Genomic DNA, 25,059 nt, shown 5'->3' on the forward strand with positions numbered 1-25,059 from the left:
TGATGAAATACTGAATTTAAAACTTAGTTTATATGGATTTGAGTCAATATCTTGGACATATTTTAGTAGAGACTGCTAAGACATTTTCTCTGTTTCTAAATCTTCAAACTCCTGAGGAGTTAAGTAATGAATCGAACTATGGATTCGATTACGATTATAAAATCCTTCAATGTAGCTAAATAAAGATCGATTCGCTTCTTCGAAGTCTGAGTAAGTCGTCGTGTATACTTCTTCTTTTTTCAATGATGCATGGAAGGACTCAATTCCTGCATTATCATATGGTGTTCCTTTGCGACTATAGGAATGCCTTATTTTATTATTTTCAAGCCAATTTTCCACTTCGATTGCTGTATATTGACTACCTAAATCAGTGTGTAGAATCATTCCTTCTGGGATGTGGTACCGTTGCTTTGCTTGATTGAATGTTTGTAACACACAATCGACAGTCATTCGTTTAGAAAATGTATAGCTAATAATCTTTTTCGTGTGTAAATCCATAATCGAAGATAAGTAACACCAACCATTTTTCTTAGTTGGAATGTAGGTGATATCAGCTACCCATTTTTCACAGATAGTTTTAGTAGAAAAGTCCTGATTTAAGATGTTCTCTTTTAAAACAACCGGCTGAACAGGCCGTTGAGGTCTGTATTTCTTAACCACAATTGACCTTAGATTTAATTGTTTCATCAGTTTTTGTACATGCTTAAGAGATACTGAAATTCCTTCTTTTAGCAACACTTGATGGATTTTTGTTGCACCATATCTCTGTTTATGATCAAAAAAGATCGTTGAAATCTTCTTTTTCAATTGGTTATTTCTGACTTCTGTAGCTGTTAACGATTTATTTTTATAAAAATAGTAGACGCTTCTAGGAATTTCTAATAACCGACACAACAAAGAAACAGTGTACTCCTTACACCATTTTTCAATGAATCGAACAAGTGACTTTAGGTCTTTCGAGAGAATATGGCTGCGGCTTTTTTTAATATTTCAAGTTCCTCTTTCAAACGAGCATTTTCTTTTCTCAAATCAGCCGCTTCTTTTCCGGTCAGTCCTGTGGACTGATTTGGTAAATATAAATTTTTCCATTTGTAAATCGTTGCTTCAGATAAGCCATATTCTTTCGCCAATCCTCGAACAGAACGTCCAGTTTGATTCAGCTCAACAATCATCTGTTTGAAATTTTCTTCGTATCGGGTCATAAAATCCATCCTCTCGTAGATAAGTTTAATTTATTTCTGTCTCTACGAAAAGTTGTCTAAGATTTGATACTAACACCAATATGTGGTAAAATGTTTTAATCAAGTTTAGGAGGAATTAATTATGTAGTGTAATGAATGTAACAGGGTTCAATTAAAAGAGGGAAGCGTATCATTAACCCTATAAACTACGTCTGCCCTCATTATTGGAGGGTGAAAGGTGAATACATCCTATTCACAATCGAATTTACGACACAACCAAATTTTAATTTGGCTTTGCATTTTATCTTTTTTTAGCGTATTAAATGAAATGGTTTTGAACGTCTCATTACCTGATATTGCAAATGATTTTAATAAAACACCTGCGAGTACAAACTGGGTGAACACAGCCTTTATGTTAACCTTTTCCATTGGAACAGCTGTATATGGAAAGCTATCTGATCAATTAGGCATCAAAAGGTTACTCCTATTTGGAATTATAATAAATTGTTTCGGGTCGGTAATTGGGTTTGTTGGCCATTCTTTCTTTTCCTTACTTATTATGGCTCGTTTTATTCAAGGGGCTGGTGCAGCTGCATTTCCAGCACTCGTAATGGTTGTAGTTGCGCGCTATATTCCAAAGGAAAATAGGGGTAAAGCATTTGGTCTTATTGGATCGATAGTAGCCATGGGAGAAGGAGTCGGTCCAGCGATTGGTGGAATGATAGCCCATTATATTCATTGGTCCTATCTTCTACTCATTCCTATGATAACAATTATCACTGTTCCGTTTCTTATGAAATTATTAAAGAAAGAAGTAAGGATAAAAGGTCATTTTGATATCAAAGGAATTATACTAATGTCTGTAGGCATTGTATTTTTTATGTTGTTTACAACATCATATAGCATTTCTTTTCTTATCGTTAGCGTGCTGTCATTCCTGATATTTGTAAAACATATCAGGAAAGTAACAGATCCTTTTGTTGATCCCGGATTAGGGAAAAATATACCTTTTATGATTGGAGTTCTTTGTGGGGGAATTATATTTGGAACAGTAGCAGGGTTTGTCTCTATGGTTCCTTATATGATGAAAGATGTTCACCAGCTAAGTACTGCCGAAATCGGAAGTGTAATTATTTTCCCTGGAACAATGAGTGTCATTATTTTCGGCTACATTGGTGGGATACTTGTTGATAGAAGAGGTCCTTTATACGTGTTAAACATCGGAGTTACATTTCTTTCTGTTAGCTTTTTAACTGCTTCCTTTCTTTTAGAAACAACATCATGGTTCATGACAATTATAATCGTATTTGTTTTAGGTGGGCTTTCGTTCACCAAAACAGTTATATCAACAATTGTTTCAAGTAGCTTGAAACAGCAGGAAGCTGGTGCTGGAATGAGTTTGCTTAACTTTACCAGCTTTTTATCAGAGGGAACAGGTATTGCAATTGTAGGTGGTTTATTATCCATACCCTTACTTGATCAAAGGTTGTTACCTATGGAAGTTGATCAGTCAACTTATCTGTATAGTAATTTGTTATTACTTTTTTCAGGAATCATTGTCATTAGTTGGCTGGTTACCTTGAATGTATATAAACATTCTCAAAGGGATTTCTAAATCGTTAAGGGATCAACTTTGGGAGAGAGTTCAAAATTGATCCTTTTTTTATAACAGGAATTCAAATCTTTTTGTTCCATTAAAGGGCGCGATTGCTGAATAAAAGATACGAGAGACCTCTCTTGTATCTTTTTTATTTTGAGTGGTTTTGTCCGTTACACTAGAAAACCGAAAGACAATAAAAATTTTATTCTTGCTGAGTCTGGCTTTCGGTAAGCTAGACAAAACGGACAAAATAAAAATTGGCAAGGGTTTAAAGGTGGAGATTTTTTGAGTGATCTTCTCAAAAAATACTACCTGTCCCTTGCTGATTTTTAAACGAGCACGAGAGCAAAACCCCCCTTTGCTGAGGTGGCAGAGGGCAGGTTTTTTTGTTTCTTTTTTCTCGTAAAAAAAAGAAAGGTCTTAAAGGTTTTATGGTTTTGGTCGGCACTGCCGACAGCCTCGCAGAGCACACACTTTATGAATATAAAGTATAGTGTGTTATACTTTACTTGGAAGTGGTTGCCGGAAAGAGCGAAAATGCCTCACATTTGTGCCACCTAAAAAGGAGCGATTTACATATGAGTTATGCAGTTTGTAGAATGCAAAAAGTGAAATCAGCTGGACTAAAAGGCATGCAATTTCATAATCAAAGAGAGCGAAAAAGTAGAACGAATGATGATATTGACCATGAGCGAACACGTGAAAATTATGATTTGAAAAATGATAAAAATATTGATTACAACGAACGTGTCAAAGAAATTATTGAATCACAAAAAACAGGTACAAGAAAAACGAGGAAAGATGCTGTTCTTGTAAATGAGTTGCTAGTAACATCTGACCGAGATTTTTTTGAGCAACTGGATCCAGGAGAACAAAAACGATTTTTTGAGGAAAGTTATAAATTATTTTCCGAACGATATGGCAAGCAAAATATTGCTTATGCAACAGTTCATAATGATGAGCAAACCCCTCACATGCATTTAGGTGTTGTGCCTATGCGTGATGGAAAACTGCAAGGAAAAAATGTGTTTAATCGTCAAGAACTGTTATGGCTACAAGATAAATTCCCCGAGCATATGAAAAAACAGGGTTTTGAGTTGAAGCGTGGTGAACGTGGCTCTGACCGTAAACATATTGAGACAGCTAAATTTAAAAAACAAACTTTGGAAAAAGAGATTGATTTTCTAGAAAAAAATTTAGCAGTTAAAAAAGATGAATGGACTGCTTATAGCGATAAAGTTAAATCAGATTTAGAAGTACCAGCGAAACGACACATGAAAAGTGTTGAAGTGCCAACGGGTGAAAAGTCCATGTTTGGTTTGGGAAAAGAAATAATGAAAACAGAAAAGAAACCAACCAAAAATGTTGTTATATCGGAGCGTGATTATAAAAACTTAGTGACTGCTGCGAGAGATAACGATAGGTTAAAACAGCATGTTAGAAATCTCATGAGTACTGATATGGCGAGAGAATATAAAAAATTAAGTAAAGAACATGGGCAAGTTAAAGAAAAATATAGTGGTCTTGTAGAGCGATTTAATGAAAATGTAAATGATTATAATGAGTTGCTTGAAGAAAACAAGTCTTTAAAGTCTAAAATAAGCGATTTAAAGCGTGATGTGAGTTTAATCTATGAAAGCACTAAGGAATTCCTTAAGGAACGTACAGACGGCTTAAAAGCCTTTAAAAACGTTTTTAAGGGGTTTGTAGACAAGGTAAAGGATAAAACAGCACAATTCCAAGAAAAACACGATTTAGAACCTAAAAAGAACGAATTTGAACTAACTCATAACCGAGAGGTAAAAAAAGAACGAAGTCGAGATCAGGGAATGAGTTTATAAAATAAAAAAAGCACCTGAAAAGGTGTCTTTTTTTGATGGTTTTGAACTTGTTCTTTCTTATCTTGATACATATAGAAATAACGTCATTTTTATTTTAGTTGCTGAAAGGTGCGTTGAAGTGTTGGTATGTATGTGTTTTAAAGTATTGAAAACCCTTAAAATTGGTTGCACAGAAAAACCCCATCTGTTAAAGTTATAAGTGACCAAACAAATAACTAAATAGATGGGGGTTTCTTTTAATATTATGTGTCCTAATAGTAGCATTTATTCAGATGAAAAATCAAGGGTTTTAGTGGACAAGACAAAAAGTGGAAAAGTGAGACCATGGAGAGAAAAGAAAATCGCTAATGTTGATTACTTTGAACTTCTGCATATTCTTGAATTTAAAAAGGCTGAAAGAGTAAAAGATTGTGCTGAAATATTAGAGTATAAACAAAATCGTGAAACAGGCGAAAGAAAGTTGTATCGAGTGTGGTTTTGTAAATCCAGGCTTTGTCCAATGTGCAACTGGAGGAGAGCAATGAAACATGGCATTCAGTCACAAAAGGTTGTTGCTGAAGTTATTAAACAAAAGCCAACAGTTCGTTGGTTGTTTCTCACATTAACAGTTAAAAATGTTTATGATGGCGAAGAATTAAATAAGAGTTTGTCAGATATGGCTCAAGGATTTCGCCGAATGATGCAATATGGTTCTGTTGCAAAGTTTTAAATAAAGAATAAAATCCCTTACGGTATCTATGATTTAAGCTGGGATTCCCAATAATACCTTGATTTCAGTACAGACCGAAAACCCGAAGAGAGTGCCTTCTTTTCGGGTTTTCTTATATAATCCTCGGATGGCTTCCATACCTTTAATCGTGGTAGAGGCAGTGCGTAAACTTCGATAGAATTTATTGCGTCTCTTTACTGGACGATGGTCTTGTTCAATCAAATTATTCAGGTATTTAATGGTACGATGTTCTGTCCCTTGATAAAAGCCGTATTCTTTTAGTTTCTTAAAGGCACTTGTAATAGAGGGGGCTTTATCTGTGACTACAACCTTCGGTTCATCAAACTGCTTCACTAACCGCTTAAGAAAAGCATAGGCTGCTTGTGTGTCCCGTTTTTTACGTAACCAAATATCCAAGGTTAAACCATCTGCATCGATGGCTCGATACAAATAATGCCATTTTCCTTTAATTTTGATGTACGTTTCATCCATTTTCCATGAATAAAAGGATTTTTTATTTTTCTTTTTCCAAATTTGATAGAGTAGTTTGCCATATTCTTGCACCCAACGATAAATCGTCGTATGAGAAACGTTAATGCCACGATCATATAAGATTTCTTGAACTTCACGATAGCTAAGGTTATAACGAAGATAGTAGCCCACGGCTACAATAATCACATCCTGCTGAAATTGCTTTCCTTTAAAATGATTCATCGTCATTCCTCCTGCTATCTTTTTCTATTATTCTACCTTATTTGATAGTAGATTTAAAACTTTGCAACAGAACCATTTGGTTCATTCGGAATCAAGTCAACTACTAAGGTTGAATTAGTCAGTTTTGCTATTCGTTGTAATGTTGTAATTGAAGCATTGGTTCTTCCTAATTCTATTTTAGAATAATTTGATTTTGTCATGCCTAGTTCTTCAGCAAATTTAGTAACTGTCTTTGTACCCCTCATTTTTTTCAATCGCTCTCTATAAGCTAAGTCCATATAATCACCCTTTTTTTGTGTCATAAAATTCACGCTTTATTTTAAATTATAGCTTTTAATATCTTAATAAACAAGTGATTAATCACTTGTGATTTGTGATTAATCACTTGTGATTTGTGATTATTCCAAAAGTAGGTAATTTCACCAACCTTTTTCAAAAATTTTTATCGACGATTATTGGACTGGATCGTGTTTCCTAAAGCGATTCTAAGCGCATGTTTAACTTTAAAGTGGGCAATTATCTTTAAAATGTCCTACAATGATTCAATAAAAGCATGGCTGCTAGTGAAACTTGCGACCATGCTTTTAAAAATACTTAATGGGGTCCCGAGCGCTTTAGCTCCTTGGAAGCTGTCAGTAGTATACCTAATAATTTATCTACATTCCCTTTAGTAACGTGTAACTTTCCAAATTTACAAAAGCGACTCATAGAATTATTTCCTCCCGTTAAATAATAGATAACTATTAAAAATAGACAATACTTGCTCATAAGTAACGGTACTTAAATTGTTTACTTTGGCGTGTTTCATTGCTTGATGAAACTGATTTTTAGTAAACAGTTGACGATATTCTCGATTGACCCATTTTGAAACAAAGTACGTATATAGCTTCCAATATTTATCTGGAACATCTGTGGTATGGCGGGTAAGTTTTATTAAGACACTGTTTACTTTTGGTTTAGGATGAAAGCATTCCGCTGGCAGCTTAAGCAATTGCTGAATCGAGACTTGAGTGTGCAAGAGCAACCCTAGTGTTCGGTGAATATCCAAGGTACGCTTGTAGAATCCTTCTTCAACAATCAGATAGATGTCAGACGCATGGCTTTCAAAAACCACTTTTTTAATAATTTGTGTGCTTAAATGGTAAGGAATATTCCCAACAATTTTATACCTCTGTTTGTTAGGGAATTGAAACTGTAGAATATCTTGGTGAATTAAAGTGACACGAATGTTCAGTTTTAATTTTTCTGACGATAAGTTGAATAGATGACTGTCTAATTCAATAGACGTTACCTGTTTACTTATTTTAGCCAGTTTCGTCGTTAAATGCCCTTTACCTGTTCCAATTTCGTAAACGGTATCGGTTTCTTTTAAATTCAATTGTTTTATTATTTGGTTGAGTACTTTTTCACTCGTTAAAAAGTTTTGAGAATATTTTATATTTTTGTTCATGTAATCACTCCTGAAGTGATTACATCTATAAATAAATACAGAAGTTAAACGATTTGTTTGTAATTTTAGTTATCTGTTTAAAAAGTCATAAGATTAGTCACTGGTAGGAATTAATCTAACGTATTTATTTATCTACGTAATCACTGTTTTTAGTCTGTTTCAAAACAGTAGATGTTTTATCTACATTACGCATTTGGAATACCAACATGACGAATCCCTCCTTCTTAATTACAAATTTTTAGCATCTAATTTAACTTCAATTCCTATTATACAAAATTTTAAGATAATGCACTATCAACACACTCTTAAGTTTGCTTCTAAGTCTTATTTCCATAACTTTAGGGTTAACCATACGCAAGACCAATCACTCTCGGACAATACTCATGATTTTAATGATAAAATCCATGTTAAACCCATAGATAAGAAATACACCTGCAATAACCGTTACCTGTTTGTGCCAATTTAAAAATGCACCACTTTTTTATAATTAAAACGGTTGAAAACTGTACCACTAATAACTCACAATAGAGAGATGTCACCGTCAAGTTAAATGTACAAAATAACAGCGAAATTTTTAAATCTATTTCTTATCGATACAAATTCCTCGTAGGCGCTCGGGACCCCTATCTAGCGAACTTTTAGAAAAGATATAAAACATCAGAGTATGGACAGTTGCGGATGTACTTCAGAAAAGATTAGATGTCTAAAAAGCTTGTAGTTAAAGCTTTTTAGACATCTAAATCTAGGTACTAAAACAATTCATCCAGTAAAATATAATATTTTATTTTCTCCCAATCAGGCTTGATCCCCAGTAAGTCAAAAAATAGCTCGACATACTGTTCTTCCCCGATATCCTCCCTGATCGACCGGACGCAGAAGGCAATGTCATACCACTTGTCCGCCCTGCCGCTTCTCCCAAGATCAATAAAGCCACTTACTTTGCCATCTTTCACAAAGATGTTGCTGTCTCCCAGGTCGCCGTGGGAAAAGACAAGTTCCTCTTCGGGCTTTTCCGTCTTTAAAAAATCATACAGCTCGCGCGGATCTTTAAATGGAGTGTCTTCTTCCCAGTTTTCGCAATCCACATCGGCCAGATCGTTATTCAGTAAGTAATCCAATTCGGCTAAGCGGCTGTCTAAGCTATTCGTATAGGGACAATCCGATATGTCGATGGAGTGAAAGAGCCTGATGCACTCCGCATACAGCTCGATAATCTTTTCAGGGCTTTGTTCATCTTCATACTCTTCCGAGCAAAGGACGCCATCGGCCTCACTCATGAGCAGATTGCTCCAGCCATCATGCCGTTCAAAGTGCAGGACCTTTGGAACAGGCAGCTTTCCTTCCAGCCATAGCATCATGTCCTTTTCCCGTTCCACATCATAGGTGGTCCCTTTATACCGGCTGTCCGTCATTTTTAAATATAGGTTTTCATTTTCTCCCACCAGCTTATATACCTTAGCAGGAGACATTCCTTCCGTATCTTTTACGCAGCGGTATTTTTCGATCAGTTTTTTCAATTCCGGTGATATTCTCATTTTAGCCATTTATTATTTCCTTCCTCTTTTCTACAGTATTTAAAGATACCCCAAGAAGCTAATTATAACAAGACGAACTCCAATTCACTGTTCCTTGCATTCTAAAACCTTAAATACCAGAAAACAGCTTTTTCAAAGTTGTTTTCAAAGTTGGCGTATAACATAGTATCGACGGAGCCGATTTTGAAACCACAATTATGATAGAATTTACAAGCTATAAGGTTATTGTCCTGGGTTTCAAGCATTAGTCCATGCAAGTTTTTATGCTTTGCCCATTCTATAGATATATTGATAAGCGCGCTGCCTATGCCTTGCCCCCTGAAATCCTTACATACGGCGATATCTTCTATATAAAAGATATATTATCTTATCAGTATTGTCAATATATTCAAGGCAATCTGCCTCCTCATCCTCTTCATCCTCTTCGTCTTGGTAGCTTTTTAAATATGGCGCTTCATAGAGTAATTCTGTAAAGGTCCAATTCTCGTTTTCATACCTCGGTATAATCTTACCTATCACCTCAAATGGTTCGCTGGGTTTATCGATATCTTTCAGGTGCCCTGCTTTCATTTCTGTAATCACTGTTCCCGCCTCTCTTCTATATCAGCGGCATATGTGCTATCCAGGCAGCCGGTTTTACCAGTGTATTTTTTATACATGTCCCTGGTATATTTTGTTATATTCCTATCATACTCCGGATAGGCATAATGAAGCCTTTCCGCCACCTCACCGGATACCGCCCTGAACAATTGATGGCATAGAAATAATGCTTCCCATATGTTTTCATAGGAATCCATCCGGTAGGTGGACAAAAGTTTCTCCCACAAATCCTCGGATATATACCTTTCAATAAACTTATAGTTCTTGCCTACACTTAATTTAAAGCCTGTTTCGATGCCGACCTTCCATGATATCATTCTCAGCAGCTCATGGCGAACAATCTGATTAAAATGATCAATAGCAAATAAAATTTCCTTACGGCACAATCCTTTAATAACATAAGGTGTTACATTCCAAAATTCATTGCAGCAATCATCATACTCCCTTGCGCTTGGCTTTCTTACATGATAATCTATATCAGTCGGAACTATGTCCCTTTTAATTCTACAATCTTTATCAATTAGAACCTTTATTAATTTATCGCCCTTTAGGTAATTATCTAACTCTTCCAAGGGCAATAAGGTAAGATCAATTTTATTGTAATCATCAAATAGCATAAGATAGGAAAATCCCTTTTCTTCAGGTGGGAATAATTCCATATCCTCCGGCTTTTGCATCATTATTATATTCCCAAATTGATTAAGCCAGTCATCATTAGATATAAACGGTTCTATATCACTTACAAAATATGTAATATCATAATCCTGAAATTCATCTTTAGGTATATTAATATTTGCGCGTGACCCCTCAAGGGTCACAATTCGAATACGTTCATCCTGTTCTGCTAAAGAAAGTACTAAATCCATCATTTCTTTTTCTGATCTCATTTACATACTCCTCGTTTATTTTTTCTATATTATTACATCTTCTTTTTTGCCGATACAATCAGCATCATTGGGCGTCGCATTTCATCCGCCATCCCCGGAATATCCATCATGTTCTCTGGCGGCTGTGGCTCCACAATCTGATTTATTATAAAACTATTTGAAAGCAGTGTATTTAGATATGTGGTCAGTGTTCTATGATATTTTGTAACCTTTTCTTCCAAAAACATAGCTGTCCGTTTGCCCTCATAATAATAATTGTCCACCGGGAAATGCAGTATTTCTCCTTTTTCGTTATAATACCAGTCTTGTGTTCCATGAGCAGTAAAAACAGGATGTTCAACTGTAAAAACTAAATTGCCACCAGCCTTCAGCATCCTATATATCTTTTTTATTAAATTCTCATAGTCTGCTACATAATGAAACGCAAGCGAACTTAGTATTACATCAAAGCTCTCCTCTGGGAAATCCACATCTTCTATGGCACAGCATTCATATTCAATCTGTGGAAAATGGGTTTTTCCTTTTGCTACTTCGAGCATTTTATGAGAAATATCAACACCTACTACAGAGGAAGCACCGTTTTCCATCGCATATATACAGTGCCATCCATAGCCGCATCCTAAATCAAGCACACGCTTACCCTTAAAATCAGGTAGCATCTTTTTCAAAGTCTCCCATTCTCCCGCACCAGCCAGTCCTTTCTGCGAGCGACTCATTTGACTGTATTTTTGAAAAAATATATTATCATCATATTTGTTTTCTTTCATCTGAACTCTCCTCGTTTAAAAAGTTATTTATCTCCGATACAATTTCATTCACTTCATTATAAAGCTTCTCGGTCATGTCGTAGCATTCAAAAAGTGAGATACCGAGTACTTCAAAAATATGATTTACCTTCTCGGTATATTTTTCAGGTTTATGTTCAAAAGTTTCAAGCAGTTTTATAGCTTTCTTTTCGTTGATACAATAAGCATTATTACATGCAAATAACACTTGATTTAAACATGAAACTATACGAAAAACATGACCCGCAATATAATATTTATCGTCTGTTCCCGAATTTGCTTTTACAAACATTAAAGAGAACCCTGCTTCAAACATAAAAAAGTTAACTAAACTTTTCTGCAAAGCATTGGGATAAGTTTCTGCCTGTTTTTTTAATTCGCATAAGCTTTCATTCTTAGCATATAGTATTTTGCTAATCGCTAATTCTCCTCGATACATTGCACTAATATAACCATGGGGATGCCCAGTCTGATAATTGGCAGTAACAATTCCGTGCTCTGTATCTTTCATTATTTGTTCCACACGTTTAATATCACGTAAAATTAAATCCACATGATACCCATTTATAAATAACCATCCGCCGCCATTAATCCAATCACCCCACGCTCCGGGAGGCACAACAAGGTTGTTTCTATTTTTATCATCCAATTCTGTAGCAATTTGATTAATCGCTGTCAGGTCAAATGAGTCTGAATTGTAATAGATTCCGATATCTATATCAGAATTTTCTGTATGGGTGCCTCTTGCACGTGAGCCCCCTAATACGATGCCTTCTATAAAAGGCAAAGATGATAATTTCTCTGTTACTATTTGAATAACATTACCTACCATATAAACATCCTCCTTTATTCGTTAGATATTTTTATTTCTTCTCCATCTGGTAAAATAAATGCCTGCACAAACTTGACACCTAGCACATCAGCAATGGCCTTCAACTCATCCAAGGTTACTGTTTCTCGTTGTAATTTTTTATTGAAATTCTGTGGAGTCTGGCCAATACGTCTAGCAAGTTCGGAAACACTTATATTCATTTGCTCACACAGTTCTTTAATCATTTCTGCCGTAGTCATACAGCACCTCCAAGTTTACGCTAAGAATATTATAAACCATTTGGTTGATAAACACAATAGTTATTAAAATATTATTATAATCAGCAAGCAAAAGAAAACCCACAACTCTACTGTAGAGTCATGGGCTATTTACTTCTGGTTTTCATATTTCCATTTCGATGCCAGATTTGAAGGCTATGACGAAGTGGCCTTCATAGACTGTAACGCTCTGGATTATCTTCCTTACAAGCTTATCATCATATTCTAAGGTGCGGAATTTGTTCTTGCGGATAAATTCAATCAGCTCATTGATTCGCTCGTTCTCGCCACTGAGGGAGGCATCTTCTACTAAAAGGATCTGTCGCTTGTCTCTCAGCTCATCAATCTCATCTGCTAAGTGGTCATAGTCTTGACCCTTGTTCGCCAGCTTGATTAGTTCTTTTTGTTTTTCCTCTAGTGAGTTGTTAATCTCTGAAATTTGGTATTCTGTGGTTTCGCCAATCACAGCATGAATATTCTCTTCCAGTGTCTTTATCATATTGTTCCCACTTGCAAGTAGCTTATTAATCGCAGTCATTACTGCACCATAAAGTTCATCTTCTTTTACGGTTCGGTTCTTACAAACTTCAGGACCTTGCTCGATTCTAGTCACGCATCGCCAGACAAATTCTTTTCTTCCGTGGATATTCCAATAGACCCGTCTATAAATATCGCCACAATCTCCACAGAAGGTGATGGCACTTAAAGCGTACTTGCTACTGTAAATTCTTTTGTTCTTGCCTTCTCCTGTGTAGATATTGCTTCTCCGATGAATTTCTTCTTGCGCCTGCAAAAATAACTCTTTAGGAATAATCGCTTCATGGCTATTTTCAACATAATATTGGGGAACATGCCCTTCATTTTTCACTCGTTTCTTGGTCAGAAAATCTACTGTGACAGTCTTTTGCAGAAGGGCATCTCCGATGTATTTTTCGTTTTGAAGTATCTTCTTAACTGATTCTGGTCGCCATCTTGGTTTTCCCGCTGCTGTTAAAATACCATCCTTTTCAAGGGCTCGACCAATGCCCACTAGACTCTGACCCTCAAGGTATTCTCGGTAGATGCGTTTGATAATCTCAGCTTCTTCGGGGACAATAGTTAAATTTCCATCTTCATCTTTCGTGTAGCCCATAAATCGCTTATGGTTGACCTGCACCTTTCCTTGTTGGTATCGGTACTGTAGCCCAAGCTTAACGTTTTGTGAAAGGCTCTGGCTTTCCTGCTGTGCCAAAGATGCCATAATAGTCAGCAAAACCTCACCTTTGGCATCCGTGGTGTTGATGTTCTCTTTCTCAAAATAAACTGATATGTTCTTATCCTTGAGCTGTCTAATGTATTGAAGGCAGTCTAGGGTGTTACGCGCAAATCGGCTGATGGATTTTGTAATAACCATGTCGATGTTACCGTCCATACACTCTGCAATCATGCGATTAAATTCGTCACGCTTTTTAGTGTTCGTACCAGAGATACCATCATCTGCAAAGATGCCAGCAAACTCCCATTCATTATTTTTCTTTATAAACTCTGTATAGTGTGAGACCTGAACCTCATAGCTAGAATTTTGTTCTTCTGTTTCTGTAGAAACACGGCAATAGGCAGCAACACGAAGTTTCTTTATCTTTTCTTTTGCGGCTGTACTTCCTACTCTTTTACGAGCAGGAATAACCATTATATTTTTCTCTGTCACTTTATTCCTCGCTTTCTATCAGACTGTATAAGTATTCTGCTCGTTCAAAAGGATCCACTGGCATCTTATTATCTGCCTTTTTCATTTTGAATCGTTCTTTGGGAGGGGGAGAGGTGAAAGCGGCAAGCTCTACCACTCGTCCTAAATCCTTTGCACGTTTATCTCTAACTTCTTCAGCTTTATCAAATATCTCTTTATCAATAATTGCTGGATACGTATCATTTCCAAGGTAGTTGACGTTTTTCAAAATGCGCCCCATCACAGAATGTGTCTTTTCAATACCTGCCTGTTCGCCAGCCACTGTAAGGGATAGTCCTGATATGTATTTCTCAAAGAATACCTTTACTTGACCTGCTGCCTTTTCATCGACAGTAACCACTCCATCTTGAATTTTGTATCCATATGGAATATATGCCATTTATCTCACCACCTTTTCTTTCAGGGAAAGACCGCATTTCAAATTGAATGTCAGCTCATCCCTGGAATTTACAATGATGTTCACTACAAATTCTTCAAATAGTTCTTCCGTGTAGTCACCATTAAAATTATCTGCTGACACATAATTAATGAGGTCCTTTATCTCGTTTGCTCGCAAAACCCCACTCGCAGAGTTCGTTACCAGGTTTGTTTTTTCGGTAGTAAGATTTTTAATCTCACTATCTAAAACATTTCGTTCCTGATTAAAAAGAGCAGGTTCTAGGAAACCTTTGGACATCAGTGCAATAAAGGGTATTGCGTTCTTCCAATAGTTGCTCCATTAGCTTATCAATAGCGTCCATTCTTTCACGGTCGCTTTCTTCATCGATTTGGCTAACTGACTTGAAAAGTGGTTCTAGGATTAGCTTATGACTGAAAGCAAGCTTATTCATCATGGTTGTCAATGTGGCTTTGATTTCCCCATCTCGCAAAAACAACATGGAGCAACTTTCTTTATCTTCGATACTATCTCAACATGTGTCGTGGATAAGGTAAGTATGTAAAATGGTATGTGGAACATAGTGATTTGCTGTAAATGATTTGCTAACTACTTTAGTTCTTTATACAAAGTATAAATCGGATATTTTATTATTTTTTCTTTTATATCTTCTGAGATTAGGTCAAAGTATTTGTCCGCTAAATCAGAAAGGGGTTCTTTTTTCATCACCTAATGGGTGATGAAGCAGAATACTTTAAAGACTATTAAATCAATGTTAGGAAAGACTATTAGTAAAACTATGAATTATTCAGGAAAAAAGGTTCTTTTTTAAAGTTTTCTATTGCTTCCTGGCGTTGATAAATGAGATATAAAGTCGGTGTTTGTACACGTCCTAATGAAAATGTACCTTGTACGCCTTTTTGTTGTAAATTCAAGGTATATAAAGGGCTTGCGTTCATGCCGATCAACCAATCGGCAATTTGGCGTGTTTGCGCTTCTTGATAAAAGGGATAGTAATTCATTCCTGGTTGCAAATTTTGAAAACCGCTTCGGATCACATCTTTTTCTAAGCTATTGATCCATAATCTTTTATACGTTTTATCTTTAGAAAAGGCATTTGCTTTATGGATAATCGACCAGGCGATATTTTCACCTTCTCTGTCGCTATCTGTTGCGACAATAATTGTATTTGCCTTTTTGAGAAGTTCAGCAACAATTTTAAACTGCTTTCCCTTATCTTTTGCAACTTCAAAATCGTATCGATCAGGAAAAATCGGCAAAGATTCAAGTTTCCAGTTCTGCCACTTTTCGTTATAATGACCTGGTTCTGCTAATTCGACTAAATGCCCAAAACCAAAGGTGATAAACGTTTCATCTGTAAATAGTGGGTCTTTGATCTCAAAATAACCGTCTTTTTTGGTGCTTTGTTTTAAAGCACTTGCGTAGGCTAATGCCTGGCTTGGTTTTTCAGCTAAAATAACCGTACTCATTAACTATCCCTCTTTTCATTGTTTTTTTCTTTGATCTACTGTCACGTTGTATCTTGATCGATACCTTCTAAACGTTCGGCGATTAATTCCAGTTTGTTCTTCAACTTCTTTATCGGAACAACCATTCAAAAATAAATCGAAAGCGTGTTGTAAACGTGGATCATTTTCTTTGAATTTAGGTTGTCGCCCTTTGAATTTTCCTTTTTTCTTAGCAATTTCAATTCCTTGGGCTTGGCGTTCTTTAATTCGTTTGCGTTCAGATTCCGCTTGGTACTTATACAATTCAATCACTAAATTATTAATCAGCCGTCTTAAATTTTCATCTTCAATACCATTCATTGAGGGTAAATTTAAGACTTCCAGGGTTGCCCCCTTAATTTGAATTTGATTCATCAATTCTGTTAATTCTTTATTATTTCGTCCTAATCGATCTAATTCAGTAACAACAACTATATCCCCTTCACGAATATAGTTAAGCATAGCTTGTAATTGTGGGCGTTCGACCGATTGACCGCTTAATTTGTCTGAAAAGACCTTAGAAACGCCCTCTAACGCTTTCAGTTGTCTATCTAAGTTCTGTTCTTTGCTACTGACACGTGCATAACCAATTTTAGCCATTTTCAACCAACCTCTAAAATTCTCTCGGTTGCAATAACCAATCAGCTATATCTACTTTTTCAATTTCAAATTGCTTATCAGAAATTGTCTTTTCGTAAGCGATAAAATCTTGCGCATATTGTTGCTCATTAAAAATAGCCACCACTTCGTCATTTTCTAAAACTCGATAAATAAATTTTTTCATTTTACTCCTCCTATTATGCCCAACTTAAATGACCTATTCACCAAGTCAATTATACTGCTAAAACCATATTAGGACAAATAAGTATACTCTGATGGACGATTTTATTATACCAATAGATACATAAAATGAAATAACCTCAAAACTTATAAAGTTATGAGGTGTTAGTATCGACGCATTAAATACCATATGTTAATTAATTTGAATTTTCTAAAGTTAATAATAGCAGAATAATTAGAATTGTACTAAAATATAATTGTTTAGTTAATCACAATGATTTCTAGAAGGAAATTTTATGGAAAAGAAAAAATTTAAAATTACATTATCATGTGTAACATTATTACTTCTTAGCAGTGGTACTTATGCATATACTACTGCTCAAAATCATCAAGAAAACAATTATAAGCCCCAAGTTAGTACTACTCAACAAAGTCAAAATTTAGTAGCTTTGGATACTGTTATCGATGAAAAAAGTGTTCCAGTGGAACCTGTTGAAGATGGGAAAGTGAATGATGAATTTGTTAATCGTTTTGATAACGCAGTAAGCTTAAATGATAAAACTGGACAATTTGAAATTAATAAATCAAAAATACCCGTCAATGCTTCAGAAGATGAAATTTCTTCTCTAAATGACATAGTTGACAAAAGTAATGAATCTTTGAAAAAAATCATTGCTTCTACTCCTAAGGAAAATACTGTTCAAACTGGAGATTCTGTAGTTGTAGCAAATGATGAAAAAACGGCTAAAGAAGAAGCTAAAGAATCTCAAATTTCGACTATGGGAAAATATCATAATGGTTCTACTTATTTACATGTTTATTGGTGGGGACTTCGTATTGGTATAAATAAAGCACAGACTCAATATGCAGCTAGTGCTGGATTAGTAATTGCTGGTGTTTATGTTCCAGCTCGAGCTGCTCAAGCAGCATTAGGTGTTTTAGGATTATCTGTAGGTAAATTTATCCCTGGAGGAATTGTGTTTAATTCTTCTCCTCAATTTATTCCTATCGCTGGAAGCAATGCTATTGTATGGGGAGTTGGTTGGCAATGAAAACAAATAAATATCAAATTGCAATGACAACTTTGGCTATAATTGGTCTCATTATTACATTCTTTACTGGCCTTGAGAGTCTTGGAAAATTAATCATTAAAATTTTATTGGTTATTATTCTAATTGTATCAGTTACAGGGTTAATCAAAGATTTTTCTAAATAAGAAATTGGAAATAAGCAAAAAAAAACTCAAAACTCCTAAGTTTTGAGTTTTTCCTATTTTTAAAATAGCGTTTGAAGATGTCCTTCTAGTATTATATCTTTTTCATCGGTAGAACATACATTATCATTAATCCTTACATATGGGAAATCTTCATTTACAAACTCCTTCCCTGTTAAGTCAATTCCTGAAATTTCAGCACCTTCAAAAAAAGTATTGTCAATGGTTGTTCCTTTTAGTTTTGCGCTTGTAAAATTAGTATTTTTCAGTATTGCACCACGTAAATCTGCATTTTCCAAGTTTGCACTTTTAAATTTAACACTCGGTAAATAACCTTCTCTGAAATCTGTTTCAATAAATTCACTATTATTGAGATTTGTAACATTTAGTATTTTTTTCTAGGATAAAGATACAAAATAAAACCCTGTTAAGATATTTTTTCCTTAACAGAGCTTTGTTTTAAAATTTTTATTCACCTATCATATATTTAAGCTTGAGTGCATCAAGTTAATCAAAACTACAAAATAGTTATATTATCTAATTTCAACAATCCTCAACATCTTAGTCAAGCAGAGGTCCTACTTTGAGTCCAAAACATTGTTGGAATCCTAATATTTAAATATTCTCTGTATTTTAATTTTAAGTATGATAAAATGTTAGAGTTGACTTTTTATAAGTATATAGAAATAGGAGGAAAGAGTGAACACTTTTAAATATATTAAACCAAAACTGTTTAGTGTTCTTAAAGATTATTCAAGAGAGCAATTTGCCAAAGATCTTATTGCTGGTATTATCGTCGCAATCATTGCTTTACCGCTATCCATCGCTTTAGCAATTGCATCAGGAGTGAAACCAGAGCAGGGACTTTATACAGCTGTTGTTGCAGGTTTTTTTATTTCATTTTTAGGAGGAAGTCGCGTTCAAATCGGAGGGCCGACTGCTGCATTTGTTGTTATTATTTATGGTATTATTGCTCAATATGGAATGAGTGGGTTAACAATTGCAACCTTTTTAGCAGGTATTATGATGATTCTGATGGGGGTTCTCCGCTTCGGAAACTTGATTAAATTTATTCCTAAAACAATTACCGTAGGATTTACACTGGGTATTGCAATAGGAATTTTTTCAGGACAGCTAAAAGATTTGTTCGGACTTGATATGGGAGCAGTTCCAGCTGAATTTGTTGAAAAATGGGTAAGCTATGTACAGCACTTCCATACAATTCAGTGGCCAACTTTAATGATTGGGATGCTTGCTTTACTTATTCAGATTTTCTGGCCACATGTGTCTCAAAAAATACCCGGTTCACTTGTTGCTATTATAGTGACAACAGCTATTGTCAGTTTCGGACATTTACCAGTGGCTACGATTGGTGATTTGTATACCATCAAGGCAGGATTACCCACACTCACAATGCCAAACCTATCCTTTTCTTTAATTCGCCAAATGATTTCCCCTGCTTTTACTATTGCGATTTTAGCTTCTATTGAATCACTTCTTTCATGCGTGGTTTCAGATGGTATGATTGGGAGTCGGCATCGCTCAAATGCTGAATTGGTGGGGCAAGGAGTGGGAAATATGATGTCTGCGCTGTTTGGCGGTATTCCTGCTACAGGTGCTATTGCACGTACAGCAGCTAATGTAAAAAATGGAGGACGTACACCAATAGCTGGCATAGTTCATACATTAACTTTACTTTTAATTCTCTTATTCTTAATGCCTTATGCTTCACTTATACCTATGAGTTGTTTAGCCTCAATTTTGGTTATAGTTGCTTATAATATGAGTGGTTGGCGCACCTTTATTTACATGCTGCGTAAAGCACCAAAGAGTGACATTGCAGTTTTATTAATTACACTTTTCTTAACAGTATTTTTTGATCTGGTTGTTGCCATTGAATTCGGAATGATTTTAGCAGCCTTCTTGTTTTTGAAACGTATGTCAGATGTTGCTACAGTTCGTCAATGGGTAGATAAAGATAACCTAGACAATGAAGAAATTTCTGAAGATATTGATTTAAAACGGGTTCCCAAACATACCGTTGTCTATGAAATATTTGGTTCTTTATTTTTTGGCGCTACAACTGAATTTCTTAATTTTACACATGAGGAAGGAAAAAGGGTCTTGATCCTACGGATGCGTAATGTACCTGCGATGGATATTTCAGGACTTGAAGCTCTTGAAGAAACTTTTGAAATTTGCAAAAAGAAGAAAATGACATTAATCCTTTCTCATGTCAATGAACAACCCTATCATGTTATGGAAAAAGCTGGTTTTATTGAAAAAATAGGTCGAGACAACATTTGTAAAAATATTGATGCATCGCTTGAACGTGCAGAAAGCTTTGCTTAATTATTAAAAGTAGTCTTGGAAGAAACAATGATATTTTAGTGCGACAGTTTGTTTTAATACAGAACAGCTGTCGTTATAGTGCAAACACATATAGTCTAAAGTCTCTCGAATAAGATTTCGTGAGACTTTTTCATCACAATCAAAGATATCGCAAAATTTATCCAGTGGTGTATTCAAGGTGATGAGACATTAAACGAACACCTCGTTTTTATGAGAGAACATAAGAAACAACTCGAAGAAAAAATAAAAAACTTTAGAAACTAATCTAAAGTTTGTACGCTGGAAAAATGGTATTACAGAAAAACTGCCAAGGCAGGGACTGAAAGTAGACACTTTCTCCCCGAAACATCTCCTGTTGCCCCTGAAATAAAACAGACATTTTATGATTGTTCTGACATATAAAGTCAGAAGTATTAAGCACACATCATCACACTCTATTTTTTAAAAGAGCTACTCAGCAAGAGAAATATTTTTATTGTAATTGTTCTAAAGCATTCTTGGGGATTTCACTTCTATCACGTCCTACCCAATCGACACTTCCATTTTCTTCGTTGTAAAAAATTTCTAAATAAGAATATGGTTTTATTTTATAAAAAGTACTGAACTTTAATATTTGACTGTCTCCCTTTTCATCAAACCCTTGTACTGTGTAAGTATACTGGATTACTTTTTTACCTTTTTTATAAACTTCTTTTTCACTAGGTTTATACGCATCATAAATCCTTACATAATAATTATCTCCCTTATATTGGGACTTGTACCATGAATAAGCACTACCACCAATGATTAGGAAAACAGCAGAATATAGCAAAATAATTTTTTTCACTTTATCATCCTTAATCTTTTCATTATCTTGATTATATCATGTTCTGATGACTCGGTTTTAATAAAATGAATATGAAAAGTAGCTTTTAAGCACTGCATGTAATTTTAGATAATAAAAACCGAAAAGATTATATGCTTCTCGGTATTTTTGCGCCGCAATTTTCAGTTAGAAAGAGAACAGCATTCTGAAATTCCTGCTAAACCCAGTCTTGCTTCAAGACAAAGTACGACCCACGTATCTCACCCGCAAGTTTTGAACGCTGACGCGCAAACTTGAATTTCCCATCCAGCTCTTGTGGTATTTCCATACCGACTGAAAGTTTGAAGCCAACCGCACGTTTCGGCTTCTTCCCTTCCTCAGCCGTTTTCTCATAGAGGACATTAATGACCATGCCATCTTCAAAGTAAAACTCTGGCCAGTAGATGTCTTCATCTTCATAAATCGCTACTTCCAAGATAGGAGATGCAAACTCAAGATCACGCTCCTCTTTCAACAATTTTTTCAGCCAAGCGACTTCTTTTTCCTTTTCCACAGCAGGAAAAGTGATGTATTCGAATTTATATTTGTTCCAGAAATAACGGGCTTCATTGGCACGTAATCCCGCTAAGCTTTCTGCTACAGTTGAGCTTTCCAGTCCTGTCATTTCCACCTGTCCTTCTTTAAAATTAATCTTATATGCCATAAAGACCTCCTGCTTCTTTTTTCTTCATTATAGCAGAAATTTATGGGTACTTAGGGAGGTTTCACTTGTTAATTTTAGTTAGGGTTGATGATGATTAAGGCAGGACAGACTCCTCCAGCGGTAACGCGATTCGTGGAATGATGGCTAACCAAATGACCTCTAGGGCTGCTATTGCTCACATACCAAACATGGCTCCCACTAACAGGGGTACGTGTCCACCACCAGCTATCGTTAGCGTCTACACGTTGTGCTAGATTAGGAAGACCTAAGCCTGTTCCAGACAGACGGTTAACATCTGCAAGAGAAAAGGCAAAGGCGCGACGCATCCCTCCCGAAACCCCTTGAGTAATATCTGGAGCAACCTCCTCTATTTCTAAGATATGCGCAGAGGATAATTGAGCAACAAAAAAAGCCCTACTTCTTCGTAGAACTTCTTCTTATATATTAATCAGCAGCCAAGGCTTCGATAGTGTTCAAGCGTGCTGCACGTGCTGCAGGTGCAAGGCTTGAAAGTAAAGCGATAATCAGCGCAATGATAACGGCAAAGATAATATGTCCCGAAGTAATCTGAACGATATTTCCGCCGACTAAGCTATGCAAAGCTTTGTTAATGATACTTTGTCCCGCAAAGGCAAGAGCAATCGCAATAACTGCAGATGACAAGCCAAGGATAACACTTTCGGCTGTGAACATGCGAGAAACATCTTTACGACGTCCACCTAAGGCACGGAGGACCCCAATTTCTTTAGTACGTTCGGCAACGGACATATAAGTTGTTACCACAATCATAAAGATTGAAACAATCAAGCTAATACCAGCAATGGCAGCCAAGACAGTTGAGACAATCCCTGTAATATCTGTGATTGTATCCAACATACTACCGATATTTGTTGAGGCAAACACAAGTTTGTCATTATCTTTGATATCATTGATAGCTTTGGTTACATCTTTAACTTTATCTGTATCTGTCACAGTGACGTAGGCTGTGTTTGGCATCGCATCGATATTATTTGCCGTAAGCATTTCTTTCAATGCCTCTGTTGAAGTCAAAGTACCAACCATTGGCATGTCTTGCAAGACGCCTGAGATTTCCATATCTTCTGTGATAGTCACAGGAGTATTGTTTTTATCCACAGTTTGGAAGCTTACCTTGACTGTTTTACCAATCACAGCTTTCCAGTCTTTTGCTTCATATGCTTTTTGATCAAACTTCTTCATGTCTGCTTCAGAGATAACGATTTGTTTACCTTTTGGTTCTGAACCCGCGTGTAATGTTGAAGACTGAATCATCGGCGTCCAAGACATAATCGCTTGGCTACTTGTTGTTTGCCCCTTATAGTCAAGAGTCACAGCACCTGCTTTTGTAATCCCTGCATCTACTGTTTTAACATTATCCAAGTCCTTCAACTTGTTGATGTTTTTATCAGAGATCCCAAGCATTGTTTGCTGCGCAATTGAGAAGGCTTCATCATTATCTTTACCCTGATTATTTGCAGAGTCACGTTGAACCACAGTAATAATATTTGGATTTGCCAAGCTTGTGACCTGATCGTTCATGTATTTTGTTGCCCCAGTACCTAAACCGAGGAAGAAAATAACTGAGAATAAGCCAATGGCTGTACCTATAGCAATGAGAAGATTGATTTTCCAAGTGTTTGTAAAGTGCTTAAAGGCTGTTTTAACCACATCACCATAAGAAAGTGCCTTTGTCTTGAAGGATTTTGCTTCATCTGGCACAGGATAAGCTGGCTTGTCACGCTCATCTCCGATAATCTGTCCGTCTGCCAGACGAATCGTACGTGTCCCATAGTCAGCAACTTCTTGAGAGTGAGTGACGACAATCACTGTCTTACCAGACTGTGCGATTTGGCGGAGAAGGGCCAATACTTCTTTCGTATTTTGCGAATCAAGCGCTCCTGTAGGCTCATCAGCAAGGATAATCTCAGGATCACTGGCCAAAGCACGCGCAATGGCTACACGTTGTTTTTGTCCGCCTGACAACTGTGCAGGTTTTTTCTTACGGTGCTCGTAAAGGCCAACTTGTTTGGTTAACTCAACCGCACGTTCGACACGTTCTTTTTCTGATAGGCTTGTCATTTTCAAGCTAATCAAGATATTGTCAAGCACACTTAAGTAGTTGATTAAGTTGAAAGACTGGAAGATAAAGCCGATAGTATCACGGCGATAGGCATCCATATCTTTTTCTTTCTTCGCCTTTTGCGCGACACCATCGATGATAACATCACCATCATATTCACGGTCCAAGCCACCGATGATATTCATCAGGGTTGATTTACCACCACCGGACTCACCGAGTAAACTGACAAAGTCTCCACGCTCAAACTCAAGGTCAATCCCCTTGAGCACCGGAAATTCATCTTTACCTAAAAAGTATGATTTCCTAATGTTTTTTAATTCTAATACGGGCATAATTTCTTCTTTCTAATAATAAAGATATTTCTATTATACCTTAAATTGTAACAAAGAACTTAAGACCTTAGACTGATTTAAGCTTATTTTAAAAATCGTCCCAATTATCGTCTCTTCTGCTGCGTGGATTATGGCCAAAATTCCAGGGGTTATGAGCATCTCGCATCTGACGGCGCATTTCTTTTCTCATTTTTGCTTCCATTTCTCTACCCATATGATGCATCATTCGTGGGTCAAAGCCGCCAGGACGCATGCCACCACCAAAGCGGAAATCACATTCCTCATCAGCTGGATTAGCTTCTTCAAGTTTTTCCAAAATATTAATCAGTTGAACTTGTTCTTCTTCTGTAAGATTACCAAAGATGCCTTCTGATAAGTCATCTTGACTTTCTTTACGTTCAACTTGAGCTTGCTTGCCCTCTTCCGTCAAGAAAACACGGCTCACTCGCTTATCATTTTCGTCTGTAACACGTTTAACTAAGCCACGTTGCTCTAAGCTCTTCACTTGAGCAGTTACGCTTGAAGGTCGGATATCCAAGATTTCAGCGATTTCAGCATTAGTCAGCCCATCAGCCTTCCAGAGTTCAACCAGAAGCCCTTGTGCGCCTGTACGCGATTTTTTTTCTCCGAGTCGACTTGTCATTCTTTCCATATGCAAAGCCATGAGAAGTTGAGGATTATGAAGTAGTTTTGAAAAGAGGTGTAATAATTTATTTGTTTCTGCTGACACAGTTATTCTCCTTGATATTTAGTTTAGCTCATATATAAGCTAACA

The 25,059-nt window shown here is 36.2% G+C and carries 27 protein-coding genes and 4 pseudogenes; 7 read left to right on the plus strand and 24 right to left on the minus strand.

What is annotated here, in order from left to right:
- Positions 1-75 precede the first annotated feature (75 nt).
- A protein-coding gene (locus J0J35_RS05420) for an IS3 family transposase (protein ID WP_102578318.1) occupies positions 76-1,202 on the minus strand; the annotation gives its coding sequence in 2 pieces (ribosomal slippage) (positions 76-974 and positions 974-1,202; 1,128 coding nt in all).
- A 217-nt stretch (positions 1,203-1,419) separates the two neighbouring features.
- Here J0J35_RS05420 and tet(L) point away from each other — a divergent pair.
- From tet(L) to J0J35_RS05440, 3 genes and pseudogenes are all read left to right on the plus strand, one after another.
- Positions 1,420-2,796: a tetracycline efflux MFS transporter Tet(L) gene (gene tet(L), locus J0J35_RS05430; RefSeq protein WP_206916001.1), complete on the plus strand. Its 1,377-nt coding sequence runs from the start codon at positions 1,420-1,422 to the stop codon at positions 2,794-2,796.
- Between the two features lie 563 nt (positions 2,797-3,359).
- Positions 3,360-4,622 (plus strand): MobV family relaxase, encoded by a 1,263-nt coding sequence (mobV, locus tag J0J35_RS05435; RefSeq protein WP_000119405.1) that lies wholly within the window; start codon positions 3,360-3,362, stop codon positions 4,620-4,622.
- 244 nt (positions 4,623-4,866) lie between these two features.
- Positions 4,867-5,325: pseudogene (locus J0J35_RS05440) on the plus strand (protein rep); the annotation flags it as partial.
- Positions 5,326-5,364: 39 nt separating this feature from the next.
- Here J0J35_RS05440 and J0J35_RS05445 read toward each other — a convergent pair.
- From J0J35_RS05445 to J0J35_RS05515, 14 genes and pseudogenes are all read right to left on the minus strand, one after another.
- Positions 5,365-6,045 (minus strand): IS6-like element IS1216 family transposase, encoded by a 681-nt coding sequence (locus J0J35_RS05445; RefSeq protein WP_001015311.1) that lies wholly within the window; start codon positions 6,043-6,045, stop codon positions 5,365-5,367.
- A gap of 53 nt (positions 6,046-6,098) precedes the next feature.
- Entirely contained in the window at positions 6,099-6,290 is a 192-nt protein-coding gene (locus J0J35_RS05450) for a helix-turn-helix domain-containing protein (RefSeq protein WP_370569276.1), read from the minus strand.
- Between the two features lie 467 nt (positions 6,291-6,757).
- On the minus strand, positions 6,758-7,495 hold the full coding sequence (gene erm(B) / locus J0J35_RS05460) for a 23S rRNA (adenine(2058)-N(6))-methyltransferase Erm(B) (protein WP_001038790.1): 738 nt from the start codon (positions 7,493-7,495) through the stop codon (positions 6,758-6,760).
- A gap of 124 nt (positions 7,496-7,619) precedes the next feature.
- Entirely contained in the window at positions 7,620-7,703 is an 84-nt protein-coding gene (locus J0J35_RS05465) for a 23S rRNA methyltransferase attenuator leader peptide ErmL (protein ID WP_032501549.1), read from the minus strand.
- Between the two features lie 48 nt (positions 7,704-7,751).
- A pseudogene (locus J0J35_RS11760) lies at positions 7,752-7,835 on the minus strand (MLS leader peptide); the annotation flags it as partial.
- Between the two features lie 409 nt (positions 7,836-8,244).
- Positions 8,245-9,039: an aminoglycoside O-phosphotransferase APH(3')-IIIa gene (gene aph(3')-IIIa / locus J0J35_RS05475; RefSeq protein ID WP_001096887.1), complete on the minus strand. Its 795-nt coding sequence runs from the start codon at positions 9,037-9,039 to the stop codon at positions 8,245-8,247.
- Between the two features lie 92 nt (positions 9,040-9,131).
- Positions 9,132-9,612 (minus strand): annotated as a pseudogene (locus J0J35_RS05480) (GNAT family N-acetyltransferase).
- The gene (locus J0J35_RS05485; protein WP_001255866.1) at positions 9,609-10,517 is read right to left on the minus strand and encodes an aminoglycoside nucleotidyltransferase ANT(6)-Ia; all 909 of its coding nucleotides are present in this window, start codon (positions 10,515-10,517) and stop codon (positions 9,609-9,611) included. Before J0J35_RS05485 ends, J0J35_RS05480 begins: the two are co-directional and overlap by 4 nt.
- 32 nt (positions 10,518-10,549) lie before the next feature.
- Positions 10,550-11,284: a bifunctional 2-polyprenyl-6-hydroxyphenol methylase/3-demethylubiquinol 3-O-methyltransferase UbiG gene (locus J0J35_RS05490; RefSeq protein ID WP_000662263.1), complete on the minus strand. Its 735-nt coding sequence runs from the start codon at positions 11,282-11,284 to the stop codon at positions 10,550-10,552.
- On the minus strand, positions 11,265-12,134 hold the full coding sequence (locus J0J35_RS05495; RefSeq protein ID WP_029170889.1) for a nucleotidyltransferase domain-containing protein: 870 nt from the start codon (positions 12,132-12,134) through the stop codon (positions 11,265-11,267). Before J0J35_RS05495 ends, J0J35_RS05490 begins: the two co-directional genes overlap by 20 nt.
- 14 nt (positions 12,135-12,148) lie before the next feature.
- Positions 12,149-12,373 (minus strand): helix-turn-helix transcriptional regulator, encoded by a 225-nt coding sequence (locus J0J35_RS05500; RefSeq protein WP_000205227.1) that lies wholly within the window; start codon positions 12,371-12,373, stop codon positions 12,149-12,151.
- A 142-nt stretch (positions 12,374-12,515) separates the two neighbouring features.
- Positions 12,516-14,060 (minus strand): recombinase family protein, encoded by a 1,545-nt coding sequence (locus tag J0J35_RS05505; RefSeq protein WP_206918171.1) that lies wholly within the window; start codon positions 14,058-14,060, stop codon positions 12,516-12,518.
- A 19-nt stretch (positions 14,061-14,079) separates the two neighbouring features.
- The gene (locus tag J0J35_RS05510; RefSeq protein ID WP_000323438.1) at positions 14,080-14,496 is read right to left on the minus strand and encodes a recombinase; all 417 of its coding nucleotides are present in this window, start codon (positions 14,494-14,496) and stop codon (positions 14,080-14,082) included.
- On the minus strand, positions 14,497-14,793 hold the full coding sequence (locus J0J35_RS05515; protein WP_002360685.1) for a hypothetical protein: 297 nt from the start codon (positions 14,791-14,793) through the stop codon (positions 14,497-14,499).
- 130 nt (positions 14,794-14,923) lie between these two features.
- On the opposite strand from J0J35_RS05515, the gene J0J35_RS11740 reads away from it, so the two are divergent.
- Positions 14,924-15,058: a hypothetical protein gene (locus tag J0J35_RS11740; protein WP_255538600.1), complete on the plus strand. Its 135-nt coding sequence runs from the start codon at positions 14,924-14,926 to the stop codon at positions 15,056-15,058.
- A gap of 247 nt (positions 15,059-15,305) precedes the next feature.
- On the opposite strand, the pseudogene J0J35_RS05520 reads toward J0J35_RS11740, so the two are convergent.
- The 3 genes and pseudogenes from J0J35_RS05520 to J0J35_RS05530 all read right to left on the minus strand — a co-directional run.
- Positions 15,306-15,983 (minus strand): annotated as a pseudogene (locus tag J0J35_RS05520) (DNA topoisomerase); the annotation flags it as partial.
- A gap of 15 nt (positions 15,984-15,998) precedes the next feature.
- A complete protein-coding gene (locus J0J35_RS05525) occupies positions 15,999-16,601 on the minus strand; it encodes a recombinase family protein (protein ID WP_001062586.1) in 603 nt (200 codons plus the stop codon).
- 13 nt (positions 16,602-16,614) lie between these two features.
- Entirely contained in the window at positions 16,615-16,785 is a 171-nt protein-coding gene (locus J0J35_RS05530; protein ID WP_000713595.1) for a hypothetical protein, read from the minus strand.
- A 292-nt stretch (positions 16,786-17,077) separates the two neighbouring features.
- On the opposite strand from J0J35_RS05530, the gene J0J35_RS05535 reads away from it, so the two are divergent.
- Positions 17,078-17,833 (plus strand): hypothetical protein, encoded by a 756-nt coding sequence (locus J0J35_RS05535; RefSeq protein ID WP_206916004.1) that lies wholly within the window; start codon positions 17,078-17,080, stop codon positions 17,831-17,833.
- A complete protein-coding gene (locus tag J0J35_RS05540) occupies positions 17,830-17,997 on the plus strand; it encodes a hypothetical protein (RefSeq protein ID WP_016170871.1) in 168 nt (55 codons plus the stop codon). The genes J0J35_RS05535 and J0J35_RS05540 overlap by 4 nt, the downstream gene beginning before the upstream one ends.
- A 59-nt stretch (positions 17,998-18,056) precedes the next feature.
- Here the strand turns inward: J0J35_RS05540 and J0J35_RS05545 are convergent, their stop codons facing one another.
- A complete protein-coding gene (locus tag J0J35_RS05545; RefSeq protein ID WP_206918173.1) occupies positions 18,057-18,386 on the minus strand; it encodes a pentapeptide repeat-containing protein in 330 nt (109 codons plus the stop codon).
- 307 nt (positions 18,387-18,693) lie between these two features.
- On the opposite strand from J0J35_RS05545, the gene J0J35_RS05550 reads away from it, so the two are divergent.
- Complete coding sequence (locus J0J35_RS05550; RefSeq protein WP_206916006.1) at positions 18,694-20,346, plus strand: SulP family inorganic anion transporter; 1,653 nt, start codon at positions 18,694-18,696, stop codon at positions 20,344-20,346.
- A gap of 472 nt (positions 20,347-20,818) precedes the next feature.
- Here J0J35_RS05550 and J0J35_RS05555 read toward each other — a convergent pair whose 3' ends face one another.
- The 5 genes from J0J35_RS05555 to J0J35_RS05575 form a co-directional block, all read right to left on the minus strand.
- Positions 20,819-21,172 carry a YxeA family protein gene (locus J0J35_RS05555; protein ID WP_165714111.1) on the minus strand — a complete coding sequence of 118 codons (354 nt, stop codon included), beginning with the start codon at positions 21,170-21,172 and terminating at the stop codon, positions 20,819-20,821.
- Positions 21,173-21,368: 196 nt separating this feature from the next.
- On the minus strand, positions 21,369-21,854 hold the full coding sequence (locus J0J35_RS05560; RefSeq protein WP_206916008.1) for a phage tail protein: 486 nt from the start codon (positions 21,852-21,854) through the stop codon (positions 21,369-21,371).
- Positions 21,855-21,928: 74 nt separating this feature from the next.
- On the minus strand, positions 21,929-22,180 hold the full coding sequence (locus J0J35_RS05565) for a hypothetical protein (protein WP_206916010.1): 252 nt from the start codon (positions 22,178-22,180) through the stop codon (positions 21,929-21,931).
- A 118-nt stretch (positions 22,181-22,298) separates the two neighbouring features.
- Positions 22,299-24,284 (minus strand): ATP-binding cassette domain-containing protein, encoded by a 1,986-nt coding sequence (locus J0J35_RS05570; RefSeq protein ID WP_206916015.1) that lies wholly within the window; start codon positions 24,282-24,284, stop codon positions 22,299-22,301.
- Positions 24,285-24,372: 88 nt separating this feature from the next.
- The gene (locus J0J35_RS05575) at positions 24,373-25,014 is read right to left on the minus strand and encodes a MarR family winged helix-turn-helix transcriptional regulator (RefSeq protein WP_019294284.1); all 642 of its coding nucleotides are present in this window, start codon (positions 25,012-25,014) and stop codon (positions 24,373-24,375) included.
- Between the last annotated feature and the right edge of the window lie 45 nt (positions 25,015-25,059).

The sequence above is a fragment of the Lactococcus sp. LG606 genome (assembly GCF_017309645.1).
Classification (GTDB): domain Bacteria; phylum Bacillota; class Bacilli; order Lactobacillales; family Streptococcaceae; genus Lactococcus; species Lactococcus petauri.